Below are 17,200 nucleotides of genomic sequence, written 5' to 3'. Positions count from 1 at the left end.
GCTATAGGCGGTAAGCGGCGCTTTGCTATCAGCGGCGTCGGCGGGTGATCGCTGCCGGGGCCGGGACATTGAGTTCCGCCTGGCCCAGAGGGTGGCTGGTGGCATCGAAGAAATGCAGCACGATCCCCGGTGTTTCTTCGAAGATCCGCGTGAAATGCTGCTTCTGGCTGACGATGGCGGCGTCGCTCAACGGCAGGATGGCGATGGCCAGGTGAGGCGGGCGGGCCTGCTGGATGGCGTGCAGCAGATGCTGGTCGGCGCGGTCCAGATGATGGCCGAACAGGCACAAGCCTTCGTTGTGGCTGGCCAGGGCGGCGTAGCTCCAGGTCAGGTAGTCGGAACTGCGGATCGCCTTCAGCTTGTGTTCGCTGGTGCACTCGTTGACGAACAGCGGCACATCCCCGGGCGTGTTGATGGCGAAGCCGTCGAGCAACTGGCTGCCGCTGGCGGCGCGCAGGCGGGTGCCGCCGTCGTCGGTGCGCAGCAGGTGCAGGCCGCCGTGCAGGTAGTGCAGACGGGTGCCGTCGCCACGCGGGCGGCTGACATCGAAGTGGCCCTCTTCATCGAACAGCGACTCGAAGCCTTGCGGGTCATGACTCACTGCCCAATGGCAGAGCAGGTCGTAGTTGCCGCTGAACACGTTGCGGTAGTTGCGCAACTCGGCATTGAGCGCCGCCAGGACAGGGTCAGGCAGCAGCTTGCGCGGGATATGCACGCTGCGGATGGCGTGGATCAGCGCTTCCTTGATCGCATAGTAGCGGTTCAGCGGTGCCGACGAACTGATCGCCAGCGCGGCATTGACCCGCACCGTGGTGTTCAGGGCGCTGAGCACCGGCTCGAACAACTCGCTGCCCAATGACTTGAACAGTGCCTGGTCGCTCACCCCCAGCGGCTTGTTGCGTACCCGCTGGGCAATCTCGAACAGCGAGAAGTAGCTGAACGGCCGCCAGATCGCCCGGCTGGCGCCATTGCCCAGCAGCAGGCCGCTGCACGGATGGCGCGCGGCAAGGTCGGGCCAGGAGGCGAGGGAGGCGTCTAGGTCGGCGGTCATGGCGTGTCTCGTAGGAATCTGTTGCAAATCGGCAGGGCGCGACTGTAGCACGACACGGGTTGTCATCCGGGACGGCGACTATGCTTCGGGCCGGTTTTTACAAGGAGACACCCTATGCGATTGAAGGACATCTGCCTGGGCCTGGCCCTGTTCGGCCTCGTTGCCCAAACCCAGGCCGCTGACGATAGTGCGACCCTGGCGAAAGCCCAGGGCATCCCATACCCGGCGGTGATCGCCCACCGTGGCGCTTCCCATGACGCGCCGGAGTCCACCGTCCCGGCCTATCAACTGGCCCGGGATCTGGGTGCCGACTACCTGGAACTGGACCTGCAACGCAGCAGCGACGGCGTGCTGGTGGTGGTGCATGACGACGATTTGAGCCGCACCAGTGATGTGGCTGAGCGCTTTCCCGAGCGCAAGTCCAGTCCGGTCAGTGCTTTCACCCTGGCCGAGCTGAAATCGCTGGATGCTGGCAGTTGGTTCAACCGCGCTTATCCGGAGCGCGCGCGACCGGCCTTCGCCGGCTTGAAGATCCTGACCCTGGACGAAGTGATGGATATCGCCGAAGCCAACCCGGCGCACCAGCCGGGGCTGTATATCGAGACCAAGGTGCCGAACCAGTTCCCCGGGATCGAGCAGGACCTGCAAAAGGCCCTGGACAAGCGAGGCTGGCTCGACAAGCCGGGGCGCGTGGTGTTGCAGACCTTCGACCGTGGCAGCCTCGCGCTGCTGCACAAGGCCATGCCGCAGACGCCCAAGGTGTTGCTGCTGTGGCTGGGCAAGGACCATGTCGAAGCGGCGCCGGGCCAGGCCTTCGCCGAGTCCGGCCTGAAGGACAAGGCCGCCTGGTATGCCCGCCAGCAGCCGAAGGACCGCGCCGAGTTCGAGCGCTGGCTGGATATTGCCAGGAGCACGGGCGCCGTCGGCACCGGTCCGTCCACCGCGCTGGCCGCAGGCGGCGAGCAAAGCTACGCCGATCTGGCGCAACCGTGGATGAACCGCATGGCCCACGACAAGGGCTTGCTGGTGCATGTCTACACCGTCGATGACCCGGTGGATTTCAAGCGGGTCAGTGACGCGGGCGTGGATGGCATCTTCACCAACCGGCCGGGTGCGCTACTGAAATACTACGCTCGAGCGGCGGCGCAGGATGAAGCGGTTCTGCTCGAGGCCGGCGGCTGGTAACCGTCCCTGGAGGCGGCGTAGACTGCGGCCTCCATCCATTTCGGACGCCGCGTCATGACCTTCTCGCTGCTGCTCGCCGTGCTCGCTTCCGGCTTTATCTATGGCATCACCCCCGGGCCCGGCGTGCTGGCCGTGCTGGGCATCGGCGCGACCCGTGGGCGCCGGGCCGGGGCCGGGTTTCTTTGCGGTCACCTGCTGGGGGATGTGCTGTGGTGCAGCACTGCGCTGGTGGCGATCATCGGCGCGCGGCAGATCGGCAGCTCGGTGTTCGACATTCTTGGCGTGATCAGCGGCCTGTACCTGGGCTGGCTGGGCTGGCGGGCGTTGCGCAGCCAGCCCGGCAATAGCGCGGAGCAGGGTGCGGTGCGCCAGCCGTTCTGGCATGGCGTGGTATTCGGGCTGACCAATCCCAAGGCTTATCCGGTGGCGGTGGCGACCTTTACCGCGCTGCTCTCGAGTCGGGCGCAAGCGCTGGACTGGTCGATGCTGCCGGCGTTGATTGCCCTGAGTTTCCTCGGTGGGCTGCTGGCGTACCTGATCCTGATCGTGCTGGTGGGGGCGCGGCAGGTGCGCAGCCTGTACATGCGCTATGAGCTGTGGATTACCCGGGCTTGTGGGGTGATGTTCATCGGGTTCGCGGTGAATGCGCTGATGCATGCGGTACCGGGGCTGATTCCTCGGCGCGGCTGAGGGCCTCATCGCTGGCAAGCCAGCTCCCACAGGGATCGCGTGCACCGCTGGACCTGTGGGAGCTGGCTTGCCAGCGATAGGACCCTCAAGAGCTAAGGAAGATTCGGAACGGGCGCCGCTTTCCCGGCATCCGCCTCCTCCCTCCTGACCCGGTTACGCCACAACCGATAAGCCCGAATCCCCGCCCTGACTGACCCATACAGCAGATGATTCTCCATCTCCCGCGCCAGCCCCGAGCGCACCAGCATCCGTAGAAACGCCCCGCGTGCCCGGGCGATCCCCAGCTCGATGCCCTGGGCCTTCAAGGTATCGCGCACTTCCCGCAACGCCGCGATGCCGCTGACATCGATACTGCTCACCGCCTCGGCATCGAACAGCACCGCCTTGGCATTGGCTTCCCGCTGCACCGCCTCCAGCAGGCGCATCTTGAAGTAGTCGGCATTGAAGAACAGGATCGCGTCGTCGAAGCGGTACACCACCAGCCCCGGCACGGTGCGGGCGTCCTTGTGCCGGCTGATGTCCACCTGCCCCTCGACCCCCGGCGCCCAGCCGAGCACCGCGTCGGTGGGCTGGTAGATGCTGTAGAGAAGGCGCAGGATCGCCAGGGTCACGGCGATGATGATCCCCGGCAGCACGCCGACACCCAGCACGCCGATGGTGGTCAGCACGCACAAGCACAGTTCGAAGCGGCTCAGCACCCAGATCTTGCGCAGCGACTGCACATCGATCAGCCCCCAGCCGGCCATCAATAGCACCGCACCCAGCGCCGCCTGGGGAATCCAGGCCATGGGCGCGGTGAAGAACATCAGGATCAGGGCGATCACCAGGGCGGCGACGATGCCCACCAGCTGGCTCTTTCCGCCGACCATGTCGTTGACCGCGGTGCGCGAGTCGGCGCCGCTGATGGCGAAGCCCTGGGACACCCCGGCCGCCAGGTTGGACACGCCCAGCGCCACGAACTCATGGTTGGCATTGATCGCATAACCGTGCCGCGCGGCAAAGCTGCGGGCGGTGAGCATGGCGCTGCAGAAACTCACGGTGGCGATACCCAGGGCGTCGCGCAGCAGGCTCTTCATTTCTTCCAGCGAGGTCTGCGGCCAGGCCAGTTCCGGCATGCCGCCGGGCACATGGCCGAGCACCGCGACGCCGTGGTTGTCGAGGCCGAAGACCCCGGCGATCAGGGTGAACACCGCCACCGTCACCAGCGCTGCCGGCAGTTTCGGATAGCGTCGCGGCAGCCAGATCAGCAGGGCCAGGGCGGCCAGGCCGATCGTCAGGGTCAGCCAGCGGATCTCGTCGAGACGGTCGAAGAAGTTGATCATCGCGAGGATGAAGCCGCTGCCCTCGATCTTGAACCCGACCACCTTGCCCAGTTGCCCGGCCAGCAGGCTCAGGCCGATGCCGTTGAGGTAGCCGATGAGGATCGGCCGCGAGAAGAAGCTGGCGATAAAGCCGGCCCGGGCCACCCCGGCGGCGATCAGCATCAGGCCGACCAGTACCGTGACCACCACCGACAATTGCAGCAGACGGTCGGGGTCGCCCATGGCCAGGGGCGCGATGGCCCCGGCGACCATGGCGCAGGTGGCGGCGTCGGGGCCGACCATCAACTGGCGCGAACTGCCCACCAGCGCATAGACGATCATCGGCAGGATGCACGCGTACAGGCCGACCTGCGGCGGCAGGCCAGCGATCTGCGCGTAGGCGATGGCGATGGGAATCTGGATGGCGGCTACCGACAGGCCGGCCTGCACGTCCGGGCGGAACCACTCGCGCCGGTAATGCAGCAGGTTGGCCAGGCCCGGAAGCCAGCGGGAAAGAAACATGTTCAGGTCCTTTTGATGTATCTGACAGACGCTAGCGCAAAAGCCCGGCACCCGGCGCTTCATGAGGAAGGCCGGGAGGATTTGGGCATTTGGCCAGCATCGTAACCGCTGGGGAGGGGAAGGCCAACCAACGGAGGGTGTTCTTTCGGGCCCTATCGCTGGCAAGCCAGCTCCCACAGTGTCCGCGGCGATCACAAATCTGTGGTCAACACAAACCCTGTGGGAGCTGGCTTGCCAGCGATGAGGCCCGAAAGATAAACACATCACTCAGCCCATTCAGGATCCCCGGTAAACACCACGGTCAACCAGCGATCCGGCCCTTCACCGCCAATGGCATCGCCGATCTCGTCCCGCCACGCATCCCACTCGGCGATATTCCGCGCCGCCATGGTCCGCGGCACGATGAAGTACAGCTCGATCTCCCGCGACCTCCCGACCTTGGCCACATAAGCCCGGTACGACAACATGGCGTGCTTCTCGACGAACGCCTGCGCCACCTCGTCCACATGCTGCTTCAGGTCCCCCGGGGTCACCAGGAACATGTCCGCCAGGGCCTGGCGGATCACCGACAGCGGGAGCGGAATGATCACCAGGCACACCAGCCCCAGCACCGCCGGGTCGATATACGGCGAGATCCACTCCCACTCCGTGCCCTGCACCGCGATCCCGACGCAGAAGGCAATCAACAGCGCCGCCGTGATGCTCGCCGACATCACCCAGCCCTTGACGTCCATACGCACGAAGTCCGAGTTGATCCGCCGGTTGGCCCGGGCCTCGAGGATGGCGATGGTCAGGCAGGCGATCACCGTCAGCACCGCATAGATCAGCGCCAGCCCGAACTCCAGGTCGCGCCCGCCTTCGAGCAGGCTGAGCACGGCGTTGATCAGCGCATAGATCGCCACCCCGGTGAGCAGGATGCCGTTCAGCGCCAGCACCATCGGCTCCAGGTGCCAGAACCCCATGGTGAAACGCTCGCGCAGCTTGCGCGACAGGTGGGCGCTGCGGGTGTGGGCGGTGATCAGCCGCACCACCACCAGTGACAGCCCGCTCATGCTGGCGTCGACCATCGAGTAGACGCCGTCGAAGACGATCGAGAACGACCCCGAAGCCAGGCCGAAACCGATACCGATCGCGGCAATGAACAGGGTGACGGCAATGGACGTACGCAGTACGCCTTGCTCATCGGTCAGATCGAAAAAACGTGTTGCCACCACGGGCCTCCTAAAAAACACGGCCGGGCCGTCAGACCCGGAATTGCTCCATCAGCGCCTGCTGCTGGTTGGCCAGGCGATTCAACGCCTGGCTGATACGCGCCGACTCATCGGCCTGCCCGGACAGCGATTCGGTGACATCGCGGATCCCGGCGACATTGCGATTGACCTCCTCGGCCACGGCGCTCTGTTCTTCGGCGGCCGAGGCGATCTGCAGGTTCATGTCGCTGATCACCGTCACCGCCTCGCCGACCCGTTGCAGCGCCGGCACCGCCTGCTCCATGCGCGTCACGCTGTCCCGGGCCTGACGCTGGCCGTCGTGCATGGCCTCGACCACGCCCTGGGTGCCGCCCTGCAAAGCTTCGATCACATGGCGGATTTCTTCCACCGACACCTGGGTGCGTTGCGCCAGATTGCGCACTTCGTCGGCCACCACGGCAAAACCGCGCCCGGCCTCGCCGGCCCGGGCTGCCTCGATGGCGGCGTTGAGGGCCAGCAGGTTGGTCTGTTCGGCAATGGCGCGGATCACTTCCAGCACCGAGCCGATCTGGTCGCTGCGCCCGGCCAGGGCCTGGACCCGTTCCATGGCCAGGTCCATATCGGCGGCAAGCTGGTCGATGGCCTGGCGGGTGTGGCCGATCAGCTCCAGGCCTTCGCGGCTGGCCTGGTCCGCGCCACGTGCAGCGTGGGCGGCCTGCGCGGCGTTGTTGGCGACATCATGGGCGGTGGCGCTCATCTCGTTGGCGGCGGTGGCCACCTGTTCGATCTCGCGCTGCTGTTGCTGCATGCCGCCGCTGGTCTGGCTGGCGATGGCGGCGGACTGGTCGGCGGTGCCGCGTGCCTCCTGCAGCGAGCCTTTGACCTGGACGATCACCGGCTGCAGCTTGTCGAGGAAGCGGTTGAACCAGCCGCTCAACTGGCCCAGTTCGTCATCGCGGGAGTAATCGAGGCGCTGGGTCAGGTCGCCGTCGCCGCTGGCGATCTCGCGCAAGCGCTCGGCTACCACCAGGATCGGCCGGGTCACGCCACGGGCGGTCAGCCAGATCAGCACCAGCCCGGCGAGGGCGGTGACCAGGGCGATCAGCAGGTTGGTCAGGTTGGCGCGCTGGTTGCTGGCATCCAGGCGCTGGTTAAGGGCGATGGCCGGGGCCTGCAGGACGCTTTGCGGCACTTCCAGCAAGACCTGCCACGGCGTGGCGTCCGGGATCGGCGAGAAGGGCCGGGCGATACGCATCAGGCCGTCTTCCACGGCCTTCGGCGCCTGCTTGCTCAACTGCGTGGCATCGGCGCTGTGCCCGGCCAGCAGGCCGGCGGGGCTGACGATACTGACCTGACCCTGGCCCTCGTAGACTTCCTTGCGCCCCTCGAGGGCCAGCTGTTGCAGGTTGTCCAGGCCGATATCCAGGCCGACCACGCCGACTACCTTGCCCTGGTCCAGCAGCGGCAGGGCGATGCTGGTCATCAATACCTGCTTGCCGTTGACCTCGTCGAAATACGGATCGAGCACGCAGGCTTTGGCCGTCTCCAGCGGGCAGGTCAGCCAGCGGTTATAGGGCGAGCCGTTGGCGCCGATGCTGGCGTCGGCGAGCATGGATTCGGGCATGGCTTCCGATTCCAGTTCGCCGGCGGCATTGCGCGACCAGTACAGGGAAAAGCGCCCGCTGTCGTTGCTGCCTTGCTCTGCCTGTCCGGCAAAAGCGGCGTCCTGGCGATCGAGTCCGTCGGGCTGGAACACCAAGTACAGGCCGATCAGGTCGCGGTTGCCCGCCAGCGCCGCCCGGGCCTGGCTGACCAGGGTGCTGCGCAGGTCGCCAGCGCCGCGTTCGCGCAGGACCCGGGCCAGCCGGGCAAAGCCATTGCCGTACTGGTAGGCATCCATGAAGTAGCGCTGGATGCGCAGGGCCTGGGTCTCGCCATGGGCCTGCAGACGTAGGCGGGCGTTGTGCTCGAGCAGTTCGGTATTGGCCTGGAACACTTCGGCCGCACTGCGTCGTGACTGGGTCAGCGAAGTGACCGCCAGGACGATAACGATGGCCAGCAGGCACAGGCCGGCGAGCAGGATGATCTTCCACTGGATGGACAGGCGGCGCGGGAGCATGAGGTTTTTCCTTATCGGTCATGAAGCACGCCCGCGATCCTCGCGGGCGTGTTCGACAGGCGGTCTCACTCGGCGATGTAGGTCGGTGGCGCGACCCGGAACGACTTGGTCAGCCGCGCCAGGTAGATCACCCCGGCCAGGGCCCAGACACCGCCGAACAGCAGCGAGTGCTCGTTCAGGTCGAGCCAGAGCAGGGCGATGATGCAGAAGCCGATGGTCGGCAGGATCAGGTGCTTGAGCTTGTTGCCCAGGCCCTGCTTCATGCCCTGGCGAAGGTAGCAATGGTTGATGACCGACAGGTTGACGAAGCTGAAGGCCACCAGCGCGCCGAAGTTGATGATCGAGGTGGCGGTGACCAGGTCGAAGAAAATCGCCGACAGCGAGATCAGGCCGACCACGATGATGTTCAGCACCGGAGTCTTGTAGCGCGGGTGCAGGCGGGCGAACAGGCCGTGCGGAATCACCTTGTCGCGGCCCATCACGTAGAGCAGGCGCGAGACGCTGGTCTGCGAGGCCAGGCCCGAGGCGATGGTGTTGATCACCGTGCAGGCGATGAAGATCGACTGGAACAGCTTGCCGCCGACGTACAGGGCGATTTCCGGCAGGGCCGCTTCGTGGTCCTGGAAGCGCTCCATGGTCGGGAAGTAGGCCTGGATGAAGAACGAAATGAGGATGAACACCGCGCCGCCGATCAGGGCGGTGAGGAAGATCGCCCGCGGGATGACTTTCTCCGGCTGGTGGGTTTCTTCCGAGAGGGTGGTGACCGCGTCGAAGCCGAGGAACGAGAAGCACAGGATGGTCGCCCCGGCCATCAGCGCGCTGAGCTGGGTCTTGTCATCGCTGAACGGGATCAGCGTCCACGGCGTGCCCTGGCCTTCACCCTGGTCGAGACCGCGCAGGCACAGGTAGACGAACACCGCCATGATCACCAGTTGCACGCCGACGAACAGGACGTTGAAGTTGGCCACCAGGTTGATGCTGCGGATATTGATCAGGGTGATCAGGGTGACGAACGCGGTGACCCAGATCCAGCCCGGGACCTCGGGGAACATCGCGCCCAGGTAGAGCTTGGCCAGCAGCGCGTTGACCATCGGCAGCAGCAGGTAATCCAGCAGCGACGACCAGCCCACCAGGAAGCCGACATGCGGGTTGATCGCCTTCTGCGTGTAGGTGTACGCCGAACCGGACTGCGGGAAGTGCCGCACCAGCACGCCATAACTCACGGCGGTGAAAAGGATGCCCAGCAGGGCCAGGATGTAGGCGCTGGGCACGTGCCCGGAGGTGAGGCCGGAGACGATGCCGAAGGTGTCGAACACGGTCATCGGCGTGAGGTACGCCAGGCCGATGATCACCACCTGCCACAGGCGCAGGGACTTGCGAAGTTGCAGGTTGCAGTGGGTGCTGTGCTCAGGCTGCATGCGCGCGTTGCTCCTGGGACGGGGCCACGGAAGGGTTTTGTGGCGGGCACGACAGGGTCGAACGGGTGGGCTCCATGTTGTTCACCTTTTATGTTGGAGCTGGAATGGGCGCGGGCGAGGCGCCGGTGTCACTGGCAAGGACCGGACCGGGAAAACGAGCGTGCAGGTACGACGCGCGCGGGCGTCAGGGGAGCGGCGCTGATTGTTCTTGGTGGTATCGGACGCAGGGCAAGGTGGGAAAAATAAGAAACGATTGGGGTGGGGTGCGTCAAGTAAATCGTTACATTATTTTTCTTTCATGGGGATTTATCGACTTTTTCGGCGTTTTCAGAGAGTTTTACGACGGTTTTTGTCAGTGGGTCGATTTAGCTGTTCGTAAAAGTTGACGTTTTGTAGGGGGATTTTTATCCGTCCGATACCGCGCAAGGCGAAGATGCTAGCAGCGAATTGCAAGCAGTGATGTCATACGAATCTGAGATTGGAAGCGCGGTAGGAGGGGCTCGTTGATCAGAGCGCTTGCTCTAATCCTCCTCATCAGGATCCGAATAGACAACCTGCCCCTTGATCCAAGGGTCTACGATTTTGGCGTGAATATCCCGCAGATAGGAGCCCCACTGCTGCCGGCTGTGCGCGTCAGGCCCCATGATGGTCAGCAGCAGATACTCTTCACGGAGCAGGTCATAGGCATAGACCAGCCAGAAATCTTCGTCGGGACGATCCGGGTCTGTCGTGCGCCTGAACTGGATCTTTGCAGCTCGTCACCTTGCCTGGACGGCCTCGGTGGCGGCGAGATGGATATGGAAAATGTCTTCGAGGTCAAGCGCCTCATCCCGGCCGAAGATATCGGGGAGGTCACCACAGAGCTTGTAGTTATGGAAATCGACGAAGAAGTCGTACCAGCCTGAGGACTCTTTGAACAGGTCAGAAACTTTTACCGATGACAAAAATACTCACTTGGAGGCCGGAAGCTTTCCGTGCTCGACATAGAAGTGGAACGCAGCCTCACCACCACGTGCGGCGGTGCGCACATCTTCGAACGTGAGTTGCTTGTCGGTTTTCTTGCGCTTTGCGACGACCTTTTTGGGAGCCGCGGTTTGAATGATCATCTCCGCCTCCTGAAGCGGTGTGCGATAGACCTATCCTAGGCGATGACTCTTTTTTGATCAATGCTGGAAGGGATGCAGACGAGAGGATCGCATGGCGCGATGTGGGGACATACCGAGGGGAATCTGGAGCGGGTGAAGGGAATCGAACCCTCGTTATCAGCTTGGGAAGCTGGAGTAATGCCATTATACGACACCCGCGCAGGGCCACTTTGTACCAGAATCGTGAAACGATTTGAAGCTTTTATCTTTGCAACGTGGTGCGACCTGTAGCGCCGGGGCGGGAATCTTCCTTCTGCCTGGGGCCGATGATTCCGTTGACCGGGCTACAGGCGCCCGTTCTCTTCAGACTGCCAGTGCATGCTGGCCCTGCACGTACTGGTAACGCGCACGCGGTTCACGCTGCGTCGGTTTCAGGAAGTCCATCAGCACGTCGCGGGTATCGCGGCAGGCCGATTTGTTTTCCATGTCGAGGAAGTGCCCGGCGCTGCGGATCTCGCGGAACTGCGAGTTGCGCACGTGCCGGCCGAACTGCCGTGCATCGGCGATGGTGGTGTATTCGTCCCACTCGCCATTGACGAACAGCACCGGGATGTCGATGGCCTTGGCCCCGTTGAGCGCCTTCTCCAGGTCGTGGTCGAGCACCTGGTGGATGTGGAAGTGCATCTGCGCGTATTCGTGGGTGTCGAGGCTGCTGACATGCCGGTAGTTGAAGCGCTTGAACAGCGGCGGCAGGTACTTGCCGATGGTGTCGTTGACCAGGTTGCCGACCTGGTAGCGATCGCACTCGCTGAGGTACTTCGAGCCGCGCTCGAGGTAGTCGCGCATCGGTTCGTTGATCACCGGCGAGAACGAGCTGACCACCGCCCGCTCGATGCGCCGCGGCTTGTGGGCCAAGGCCATGAGAGTGCAGGCACCGCCCCAGGAGAACGACATGACCTGGTCGGCGGCGAAATGGTCGATCAGTTCGAGGAGGATCTGCCCCTCGGTTTCCTTGGTCAGCATCCGCTCGTGGTGGTTGTGCGGCTTCGACTTGCCGGCATACGGCTGGTCGTAGAGCACCACGTTGAACTGCGGATGCAGGTTGCGCACCGTCTGGGCGAACGATGCGGTGGTAGCCAGCGAGCCATTGATCAGGATGATCGTCTTCTCGGCTTCTTGCGAACGGTAGAACTCCGTGTAAACCCGGTACTGCCCCTGTATATCCAGCACAGCTATTTCTGGCCTCATGTCATCGACTCCTGGCGCAAAAAAGGGTATCCGTCCAAGCAAGCTTGCACGTTCTATGTGACAGGTAGGCATACGCCTTGAAGTGAATCGAGGGGCCCATGTCGATCCGTTGCAGGCTGGTCGACGGGTGTTGTTCTTAGGCGGGCGATTCCACTGGACGCCCGCGCATCGAGGTGCGGGTCGCCAGCGAAAAGGTGTCTTGGACTACGGACGTGACTGGTTAGTCACATGAAGACCGACGATTCGATTCAAGCAGCCGTTCGCCGATGCCGCAAGTGCCGTTCGGGCAATTAGCGGATTTTTTTCAGGCCAACCGTTTGCGCGCTCAGATGGGCAGGATCTCGTCCGGGCGCAAGGCCCGGTACTGCCCTGGAGACAGCTCTGGATCGAGGGTCAGCGGCCCCATGCGCTCGCGATGCAGGCGCACGACCTTGTTGTCGTAGTGGCCGAACATGCGCTTCACCTGGTGATAACGGCCCTCGATGATGCTCAGCCTGGCACTGTGGCTGCCGAGCGGAATCAGCTCAGCCGGCTGGGTGGTGAGGTCTTCGAAGGCGAAGTAGAAACCTTCGCGAAAACGCGCGACGTATTCCTCGAGGATCGGCTGCTCGGTCTCCACGTAGTAGACCTTGGGCAGCTTGGTCCGGGGCTGGGTCAGGCGTCGCGACCACTGGCCGTCGTTGGTCAGGATCAGCAGCCCGGTGGTATTGAAATCCAGGCGCCCGGCGATATGCAGCTCGTCCTTGTCCGGCTCGTCGAGCAGGTCGATAACCGTGCGGTGCTCGGGATCGCGGGTGGCGCTGACGCAGCCGGCGGGTTTGTGCAGCATGAAGTAGCGCGCCGGGCGTCCGGCCTGCAGCACCTGGTCGTCCACTTCGACCTTGCTGAAGATCCGCACCTCGTGCTGCGCATCGCTGACCGCCACGCCATCCACCCGCACACGCCGCTCCACCAGCAGCAAGCGCACTTGCTGGCGATTGAAACACGGCAGGTTGGACAGGAAGCGGTCGAGGCGCATGGCGGAAAAAGAGGCGGAAAAGGGGCGCGCAGTCTACCGCTTCGGCACAGCGTCGGCAGCTTTCAGTTGCGCATCGACCTGCGCACAGGACGGGCACAGGCAGGCAGCATTGCGCAGTTCGGCGGGCAGCGCTGCGAGCACGGCCGGGTCGATGCTCACGCTGTAGCACCAGCAGGCGCGACCGGCGGTGCGCGGGTCGGCGAGGGTGCACTGGTTGCTGGCGCCACAGGCGGGGCAGCGGCTGGTGTCAGGCATGGTCGGAGCTCGGGGGTTCGCTGCAGACGCGGTTGCGCCCGTTCTGCTTGGCGCGGTACAGCGCCTGGTCGGCACGGGCGATCAGGCTGCGCAGGGTATCGCTGGCGCTCAGCCCGGTCACGCCGATGCTGGCGGTCAGCGACAGGCGGGTGTCGTCGCAGGTGAATTCGCTCAGTTCGGTGCGCTGGCGGATCTTTTCCGCGACCCAATGGCCCTGGCTCGCCTCGGTGTCCTTCAGTAGCACGACGAACTCTTCCCCGCCCCAGCGGCAAAGGATATCGGCCTGGCGCAGGCTGCTTTCGAGCAGGCGGGCGAACTGGCGCAGCACCTCGTCCCCGGCCAGATGGCCGTAGGTGTCGTTGAGCTCCTTGAAGTGATCGAGGTCAATCAGCAACGCGGTCAGCGGCAGGGCGCCGCGCTCGGCATCGAGCAGCGCCTGGGCGGCGAGCAGGTCGAAGGCGCGGCGGTTGTGCAGGTGGGTCAGGCTGTCGAGGGTCGCCAGTTCCTGGATGCCGTCCTGGTGGCGGCGGATCATGCCGTTGATCATCGCCAGCACCACCGCCGAGATGATCGCGCAGATCGCCAGGTTCAGGTACAGCGACTGCTTGACCCCGTCGAGGCTGTCGCCGGCGGGTTTCTCGACGAACAGGTACCAGTTCAGTTCGGGTATGAAACGCACATTGAGGAAGTGCACCTGGTCATCCCGCTGGTACTCGCGGCTGCCGGTGCTTGGCGTGGGCATATGGGTCAGCAACCGGGCCAGCGCCGGGATGCTCTCCAGCGTGGTGCCGGCGCGGGCGCCGTCGGGGCCGCCGGACGAACCGGTGAGGACGATCTGCCCGCGCGGATCGACGAAATACACCGAGCGCTTGTAGCGCAACTGGTAGGCATCGATCAGCTTGACTGCCGCATCCACCGTCAGGCCGACCCCGGCCGCACCCATGAAGCGCTGCTGCTCGTCGAGCACCTTGTAGTTGATGAACACGGTCATGCGGTCCTTGTTGGCCATGTCCATGTCGACGTTGATTTCGTAGGGCGCCTGCATCTGCTTGACCCGGGCATACCAGCGGTCGCGCTCGGTGCTCGGGTCGATCTTCTTGAGGATGCCCTTGGCCTGGTAATAGATGCCGCTGGCTTCTGACACATAGAAGGCGGTGTAGGCGCGCTGCTGGCGCTCCACTTCGCTGAGGTAGCGGGTCATCTGCGCCGGGTCCTGCTCGCCGGCCAGGGTCCAGTCGCGCAGGAAGGTGTTCTGCGCCAGCATCGACGAGACCACGATGGGGCGGATCAGGTCTTTCTGGATCTCCGAATAGACGGTGTCGGAGGTCAGCGGCAGTTCGGTATTGATGATGCCGTCGCGGATCGCGCTGCGCGAGGCGTAGTAGCTCACCAGCGAAGTCGCGAGGAAGCCGCAGCCAAGCAACAGCAGCAATGTCAGCAGCAAGGACCGTTGCGAAAACAGGGCGGAACGAAGGGGCATGACAATCCCGGGGGCGGCAAACCAATGCTCCCTATTCTAGAGGCCGCGGGGAAAAATAACTTTACGATTTTCGGGGTTAAAGGATGGCAACAAAGTATTTCGAAAATCGCACTGCACGTCTTTTTCGTTGTCAGATTCTGTGTCGATGAACGCTTGCCGATCGACGCCGACCAGCGCCGCTGGGAGTGGCAGTTTCGCGGTCCAGGAGGCCGCCATGTATCGCCGACTTGCTTTGCTTGCCGTAATGGGTCTGATGCTTGCCGCCTGTGCGCCTTATGGGGGCGGTGGCTACTATCGAACCGATGTCTATTCCGTTGATCGTTACTCGTATCCGGCCTATCCCTATGGCTACAACCGTGGCTACTACGTTGCGCCGCAGCCGCGCTATTACACGCCGGCGCCGCGCTATTACCGTCCGGCGCCGGTGCCTTACTACCGTCCTGCGCCGCCACCGCGTGGCGGTTGGGATGCACGCGGACCGGGACGTCCCGACAACCACGGCTGGAACCGTGGCTGGGAACGCGACCATGACCGCGGTGACAACCGCGGCCATCGCGACAACCGCGGCGACTGGCGAGACCGTCAGAATCGCCAGGGTGACCAGGACGACCGCGGTCGCGGCCGTTATCACTGAGTGAGTCTGACACCCCCTACGCCAGATCGGCGAGGGGGTGTCTTCCTTCCCATACCTTGCTGAAATGCGCTTCCACCACTGCGGCCGGCACTTGCGCGATATCCGGCCAGTGCCAGCGCGGCGCGTTGTCCTTGTCCAGCAATCGCGCGCGCACGCCTTCGCTGAATTCCGGGTGACGGCAGCAGTTCAGGCTCATCGCATATTCCATTTGCAGCACCTGGCCCAAGGACAGGTAGCGTGCGCGCTGCAGTTGCTGCCAGACCAGATGGGCGGTCAACGGACAGCCCTTGAGCAAGGTTCCCGCCGCCTTGGCCAGGACTACATCGGCCTGATGTTCGAGCTGCCCGATGGCCCGCCAGGCACAGGCCGGATCACTGACATCCAGCACCCGGTCGATCTGTTCCCGGCGCGGTAGCCACTGCGCCGCCGGCACGTGTTCGCGAGCCTCCTGCTCCAGGGCCTTGAGCAGACTGTTCAACTGCAGGGTGGTCTGTTCCTGCCAGTTGAGTTGCAGCAGGCCGTCGATCAACTGGTCCTGCTGGTCTTCTTTCATGAAGCGGTCGGCAAGCCCCAGGTCGAGGGCATCGCGGGCATTGATCGGCGCACCGGTCAGGCCGAGGAACAGGCCCAGCCGTCCGGGCAGGCGCGAGAGAAACCAGCTGCCACCGACATCCGGGTACAGGCCGATGCTGATCTCCGGCATCGCCAGCCGGCTCGATGGCGTGACGATTCGCACCCCTGCACCCTGCAACAGGCCCATGCCGCCACCCAGCACATGGCCGTGGCCCCAGCACAGCAGTGGCTTGGAATAATGGTGCAACAGATAATCCAGGCGGTATTCGGCAGCGAAGAAGGTCGCCGCCAGCGGTGGAACTTCGCCGGGGTGGGCGCGGCAGGCTTCGACCAGTTGGCGGACCTCTCCGCCGGCGCAAAAGGCCTTGCTGCCGTTGCCGCGCAGCAACACGCAGACGATCGCCGGGTCCTGCGCCCAGGCCCGCAGGTGCGTGCCCAGTTGCTCGATCATCGGCAGCGACAGGGCATTCAGGCTTGCCGGCGCATCCAGGGTGGCGATGGCCAGCCGGGCGCCATCGACACCGGTCAGAACTTCGAACTGCACAGCCATGGAAGACCTCGCTCGGGTGGAGCTGACAAGTATGGTCGCTGTGCCAGATCGCGGCGGTTGCCGGTCGGATCGATTGACAAGAGGGAAGAGCTTTCCTAGTGTCCGCCCCATTGTTCACCGGATGACCCCATGACCGACGACGACCGCATCAAGCTCGAACCCAGCTGGAAGGAGGCCCTGCGCGCCGAATTCGACCAGCCCTACATGCACGAACTGCGTGAATTCCTGCGCCAGGAGAAGGCCGCCGGCAAGGAGATCTACCCGCCCGGCCCGCTGATCTTCAATGCCCTGAATTCTACGCCGCTGGACCAGGTGAAAGTGGTGATCCTCGGCCAGGACCCGTACCACGGCCCGGGCCAGGCCCACGGCCTGTGTTTCTCGGTGCAGCCGGGGGTGCCGACGCCGCCGTCGCTGGTGAATATCTACAAGGAACTGCACCGCGACCTGAACATCGAGATTCCGCGGCACGGTTACCTGCAATCCTGGGCCGACCAGGGCGTGCTGCTGCTCAACACCACCATGACCGTGGAGCGCGCCAACGCCGCGTCCCATGCCAACAAGGGCTGGCAGTTCTTCACCGACCGGATCATCCAGGTGGTCAGCGAGCACCAGCCGAACTCGGTGTTCCTGTTGTGGGGCTCGCATGCGCAGGGCAAGCGCAAGCTGATCGATGCCAGCAAGCACCTGGTGCTGACCTCGGTGCACCCGTCGCCGCTGTCGGCGTATCGCGGGTTCCTGGGCTGCGGGCATTTCAGCCGGACCAACAAGTTCCTCGAACAGCACGGGATAGCGCCGATCGATTGGCAGGTGCCTGCCCTTTAAAGTCTTGTTGTTGCTGAGGGCCTCATCGCTGGCAAGCCAGCTCCCACAGGGATCGCGTA

The 17,200-nt window shown here is 64.1% G+C and carries 17 protein-coding genes and 1 tRNA gene; 6 read left to right on the top strand and 12 right to left on the bottom strand.

The genetic code is table 11. From position 1 onward, the window contains the following. Positions 1 to 28: 28 nt before the first annotated feature. Positions 29 to 1,051, bottom strand: a complete 1,023-nt coding sequence (locus PSEMO_RS01385; protein ID WP_075801394.1) for a DUF4917 family protein — start codon at positions 1,049 to 1,051, stop codon at positions 29 to 31. Positions 1,052 to 1,165: 114 nt separating this feature from the next. On the opposite strand from PSEMO_RS01385, the gene PSEMO_RS01380 reads away from it, so the two are divergent. Continuing rightward, positions 1,166 to 2,236 carry a glycerophosphodiester phosphodiesterase gene (locus tag PSEMO_RS01380; RefSeq protein ID WP_075801393.1) on the top strand — a complete coding sequence of 357 codons (1,071 nt, stop codon included), beginning with the start codon at positions 1,166 to 1,168 and terminating at the stop codon, positions 2,234 to 2,236. A gap of 54 nt (positions 2,237 to 2,290) precedes the next feature. Then, positions 2,291 to 2,926, top strand: coding sequence for a LysE family translocator (locus tag PSEMO_RS01375; protein WP_075801392.1), 636 nt, complete (start codon positions 2,291 to 2,293; stop codon positions 2,924 to 2,926). A gap of 92 nt (positions 2,927 to 3,018) precedes the next feature. Here PSEMO_RS01375 and PSEMO_RS01370 read toward each other — a convergent pair whose 3' ends face one another. The 4 genes from PSEMO_RS01370 to PSEMO_RS01355 form a co-directional block, all read right to left on the bottom strand. Then, positions 3,019 to 4,749 carry a SulP family inorganic anion transporter gene (locus PSEMO_RS01370; RefSeq protein ID WP_075801391.1) on the bottom strand — a complete coding sequence of 577 codons (1,731 nt, stop codon included), beginning with the start codon at positions 4,747 to 4,749 and terminating at the stop codon, positions 3,019 to 3,021. A 263-nt stretch (positions 4,750 to 5,012) separates the two neighbouring features. Next, positions 5,013 to 5,960 carry a cation diffusion facilitator family transporter gene (locus tag PSEMO_RS01365; protein ID WP_081430180.1) on the bottom strand — a complete coding sequence of 316 codons (948 nt, stop codon included), beginning with the start codon at positions 5,958 to 5,960 and terminating at the stop codon, positions 5,013 to 5,015. Between the two features lie 31 nt (positions 5,961 to 5,991). Then, positions 5,992 to 8,058 carry a methyl-accepting chemotaxis protein gene (locus tag PSEMO_RS34510; protein WP_075801389.1) on the bottom strand — a complete coding sequence of 689 codons (2,067 nt, stop codon included), beginning with the start codon at positions 8,056 to 8,058 and terminating at the stop codon, positions 5,992 to 5,994. Between the two features lie 65 nt (positions 8,059 to 8,123). Continuing rightward, complete coding sequence (locus PSEMO_RS01355) at positions 8,124 to 9,476, bottom strand: APC family permease (protein ID WP_075801388.1); 1,353 nt, start codon at positions 9,474 to 9,476, stop codon at positions 8,124 to 8,126. A 74-nt stretch (positions 9,477 to 9,550) separates the two neighbouring features. Here PSEMO_RS01355 and PSEMO_RS32630 point away from each other — a divergent pair, with 74 nt between their 5' ends. Together PSEMO_RS32630 and PSEMO_RS33390 are read left to right on the top strand one after the other, a co-directional pair. Next, the gene (locus tag PSEMO_RS32630) at positions 9,551 to 9,862 is read left to right on the top strand and encodes a hypothetical protein (RefSeq protein WP_144443517.1); all 312 of its coding nucleotides are present in this window, start codon (positions 9,551 to 9,553) and stop codon (positions 9,860 to 9,862) included. A 117-nt stretch (positions 9,863 to 9,979) separates the two neighbouring features. Continuing rightward, positions 9,980 to 10,381 carry a hypothetical protein gene (locus PSEMO_RS33390; RefSeq protein WP_178391951.1) on the top strand — a complete coding sequence of 134 codons (402 nt, stop codon included), beginning with the start codon at positions 9,980 to 9,982 and terminating at the stop codon, positions 10,379 to 10,381. A gap of 45 nt (positions 10,382 to 10,426) precedes the next feature. Here the strand turns inward: PSEMO_RS33390 and PSEMO_RS33385 are convergent, their stop codons facing one another. The 6 genes from PSEMO_RS33385 to PSEMO_RS01325 form a co-directional block, all read right to left on the bottom strand. Next, positions 10,427 to 10,582 carry a hypothetical protein gene (locus PSEMO_RS33385; protein WP_178391950.1) on the bottom strand — a complete coding sequence of 52 codons (156 nt, stop codon included), beginning with the start codon at positions 10,580 to 10,582 and terminating at the stop codon, positions 10,427 to 10,429. Positions 10,583 to 10,706: 124 nt separating this feature from the next. Further along, positions 10,707 to 10,780 (bottom strand) — tRNA-Gly (locus PSEMO_RS01345). A 144-nt stretch (positions 10,781 to 10,924) separates the two neighbouring features. Beyond that, positions 10,925 to 11,809, bottom strand: coding sequence for an alpha/beta fold hydrolase (locus PSEMO_RS01340; RefSeq protein ID WP_075801387.1), 885 nt, complete (start codon positions 11,807 to 11,809; stop codon positions 10,925 to 10,927). A gap of 325 nt (positions 11,810 to 12,134) precedes the next feature. Beyond that, a complete protein-coding gene (locus tag PSEMO_RS01335; protein WP_075801386.1) occupies positions 12,135 to 12,827 on the bottom strand; it encodes a pseudouridine synthase in 693 nt (230 codons plus the stop codon). A 33-nt stretch (positions 12,828 to 12,860) separates the two neighbouring features. Beyond that, positions 12,861 to 13,082, bottom strand: coding sequence for a cysteine-rich CWC family protein (locus tag PSEMO_RS01330; protein ID WP_075801385.1), 222 nt, complete (start codon positions 13,080 to 13,082; stop codon positions 12,861 to 12,863). Continuing rightward, positions 13,075 to 14,562 carry a sensor domain-containing diguanylate cyclase gene (locus PSEMO_RS01325; protein ID WP_075801384.1) on the bottom strand — a complete coding sequence of 496 codons (1,488 nt, stop codon included), beginning with the start codon at positions 14,560 to 14,562 and terminating at the stop codon, positions 13,075 to 13,077. Before PSEMO_RS01325 ends, PSEMO_RS01330 begins: the two co-directional genes overlap by 8 nt. Before the next feature lie 214 nt (positions 14,563 to 14,776). On the opposite strand from PSEMO_RS01325, the gene PSEMO_RS01320 reads away from it, so the two are divergent. After that, a complete protein-coding gene (locus PSEMO_RS01320; RefSeq protein WP_075801383.1) occupies positions 14,777 to 15,196 on the top strand; it encodes a hypothetical protein in 420 nt (139 codons plus the stop codon). 16 nt (positions 15,197 to 15,212) lie between these two features. Here the strand turns inward: PSEMO_RS01320 and PSEMO_RS01315 are convergent, their stop codons facing one another. Further along, complete coding sequence (locus PSEMO_RS01315) at positions 15,213 to 16,319, bottom strand: enoyl-CoA hydratase/isomerase family protein (RefSeq protein ID WP_075801382.1); 1,107 nt, start codon at positions 16,317 to 16,319, stop codon at positions 15,213 to 15,215. A 129-nt stretch (positions 16,320 to 16,448) separates the two neighbouring features. On the opposite strand from PSEMO_RS01315, the gene ung reads away from it, so the two are divergent. Then, positions 16,449 to 17,141 carry a uracil-DNA glycosylase gene (gene ung, locus PSEMO_RS01310; RefSeq protein WP_075801381.1) on the top strand — a complete coding sequence of 231 codons (693 nt, stop codon included), beginning with the start codon at positions 16,449 to 16,451 and terminating at the stop codon, positions 17,139 to 17,141. The last annotated feature ends 59 nt before the right edge of the window (positions 17,142 to 17,200 follow it).

This window comes from Pseudomonas putida (genome assembly GCF_001941965.1).
In the GTDB taxonomy this organism is placed as follows: Bacteria; Pseudomonadota; Gammaproteobacteria; order Pseudomonadales; family Pseudomonadaceae; genus Aquipseudomonas; species Aquipseudomonas putida_L.
The sequence above is the reverse complement of the archived record's forward strand: the minus strand, read 5'-3'. Positions and strand labels throughout refer to the sequence as shown.

What these genes read in the sequence shown, in the direction of transcription:
- PSEMO_RS01380 (WP_075801393.1), top strand. Translation starts at nt 1,166, where the DNA reads ATGCGATTGAAGGACATCTGCCTGGGCCTGGCCCTGTTCGGCCTCGTT.
- PSEMO_RS01355 (WP_075801388.1), bottom strand. Translation starts at nt 9,476, where the DNA reads ATGCAGCCTGAGCACAGCACCCACTGCAACCTGCAACTTCGCAAGTCC.
- PSEMO_RS01370 (WP_075801391.1), bottom strand. Translation starts at nt 4,749, where the DNA reads ATGTTTCTTTCCCGCTGGCTTCCGGGCCTGGCCAACCTGCTGCATTAC.
- PSEMO_RS01320 (WP_075801383.1), top strand. Translation starts at nt 14,777, where the DNA reads ATGTATCGCCGACTTGCTTTGCTTGCCGTAATGGGTCTGATGCTTGCC.
- ung (WP_075801381.1), top strand. Translation starts at nt 16,449, where the DNA reads ATGACCGACGACGACCGCATCAAGCTCGAACCCAGCTGGAAGGAGGCC.
- PSEMO_RS01385 (WP_075801394.1), bottom strand. Translation starts at nt 1,051, where the DNA reads ATGACCGCCGACCTAGACGCCTCCCTCGCCTCCTGGCCCGACCTTGCC.
- PSEMO_RS32630 (WP_144443517.1), top strand. Translation starts at nt 9,551, where the DNA reads ATGTTGTTCACCTTTTATGTTGGAGCTGGAATGGGCGCGGGCGAGGCG.
- PSEMO_RS34510 (WP_075801389.1), bottom strand. Translation starts at nt 8,058, where the DNA reads ATGCTCCCGCGCCGCCTGTCCATCCAGTGGAAGATCATCCTGCTCGCC.
- PSEMO_RS01315 (WP_075801382.1), bottom strand. Translation starts at nt 16,319, where the DNA reads ATGGCTGTGCAGTTCGAAGTTCTGACCGGTGTCGATGGCGCCCGGCTG.
- PSEMO_RS01340 (WP_075801387.1), bottom strand. Translation starts at nt 11,809, where the DNA reads ATGAGGCCAGAAATAGCTGTGCTGGATATACAGGGGCAGTACCGGGTT.
- PSEMO_RS01325 (WP_075801384.1), bottom strand. Translation starts at nt 14,562, where the DNA reads ATGCCCCTTCGTTCCGCCCTGTTTTCGCAACGGTCCTTGCTGCTGACA.
- PSEMO_RS01335 (WP_075801386.1), bottom strand. Translation starts at nt 12,827, where the DNA reads ATGCGCCTCGACCGCTTCCTGTCCAACCTGCCGTGTTTCAATCGCCAG.
- PSEMO_RS33385 (WP_178391950.1), bottom strand. Translation starts at nt 10,582, where the DNA reads ATGATCATTCAAACCGCGGCTCCCAAAAAGGTCGTCGCAAAGCGCAAG.
- PSEMO_RS01330 (WP_075801385.1), bottom strand. Translation starts at nt 13,082, where the DNA reads ATGCCTGACACCAGCCGCTGCCCCGCCTGTGGCGCCAGCAACCAGTGC.
- PSEMO_RS01375 (WP_075801392.1), top strand. Translation starts at nt 2,291, where the DNA reads ATGACCTTCTCGCTGCTGCTCGCCGTGCTCGCTTCCGGCTTTATCTAT.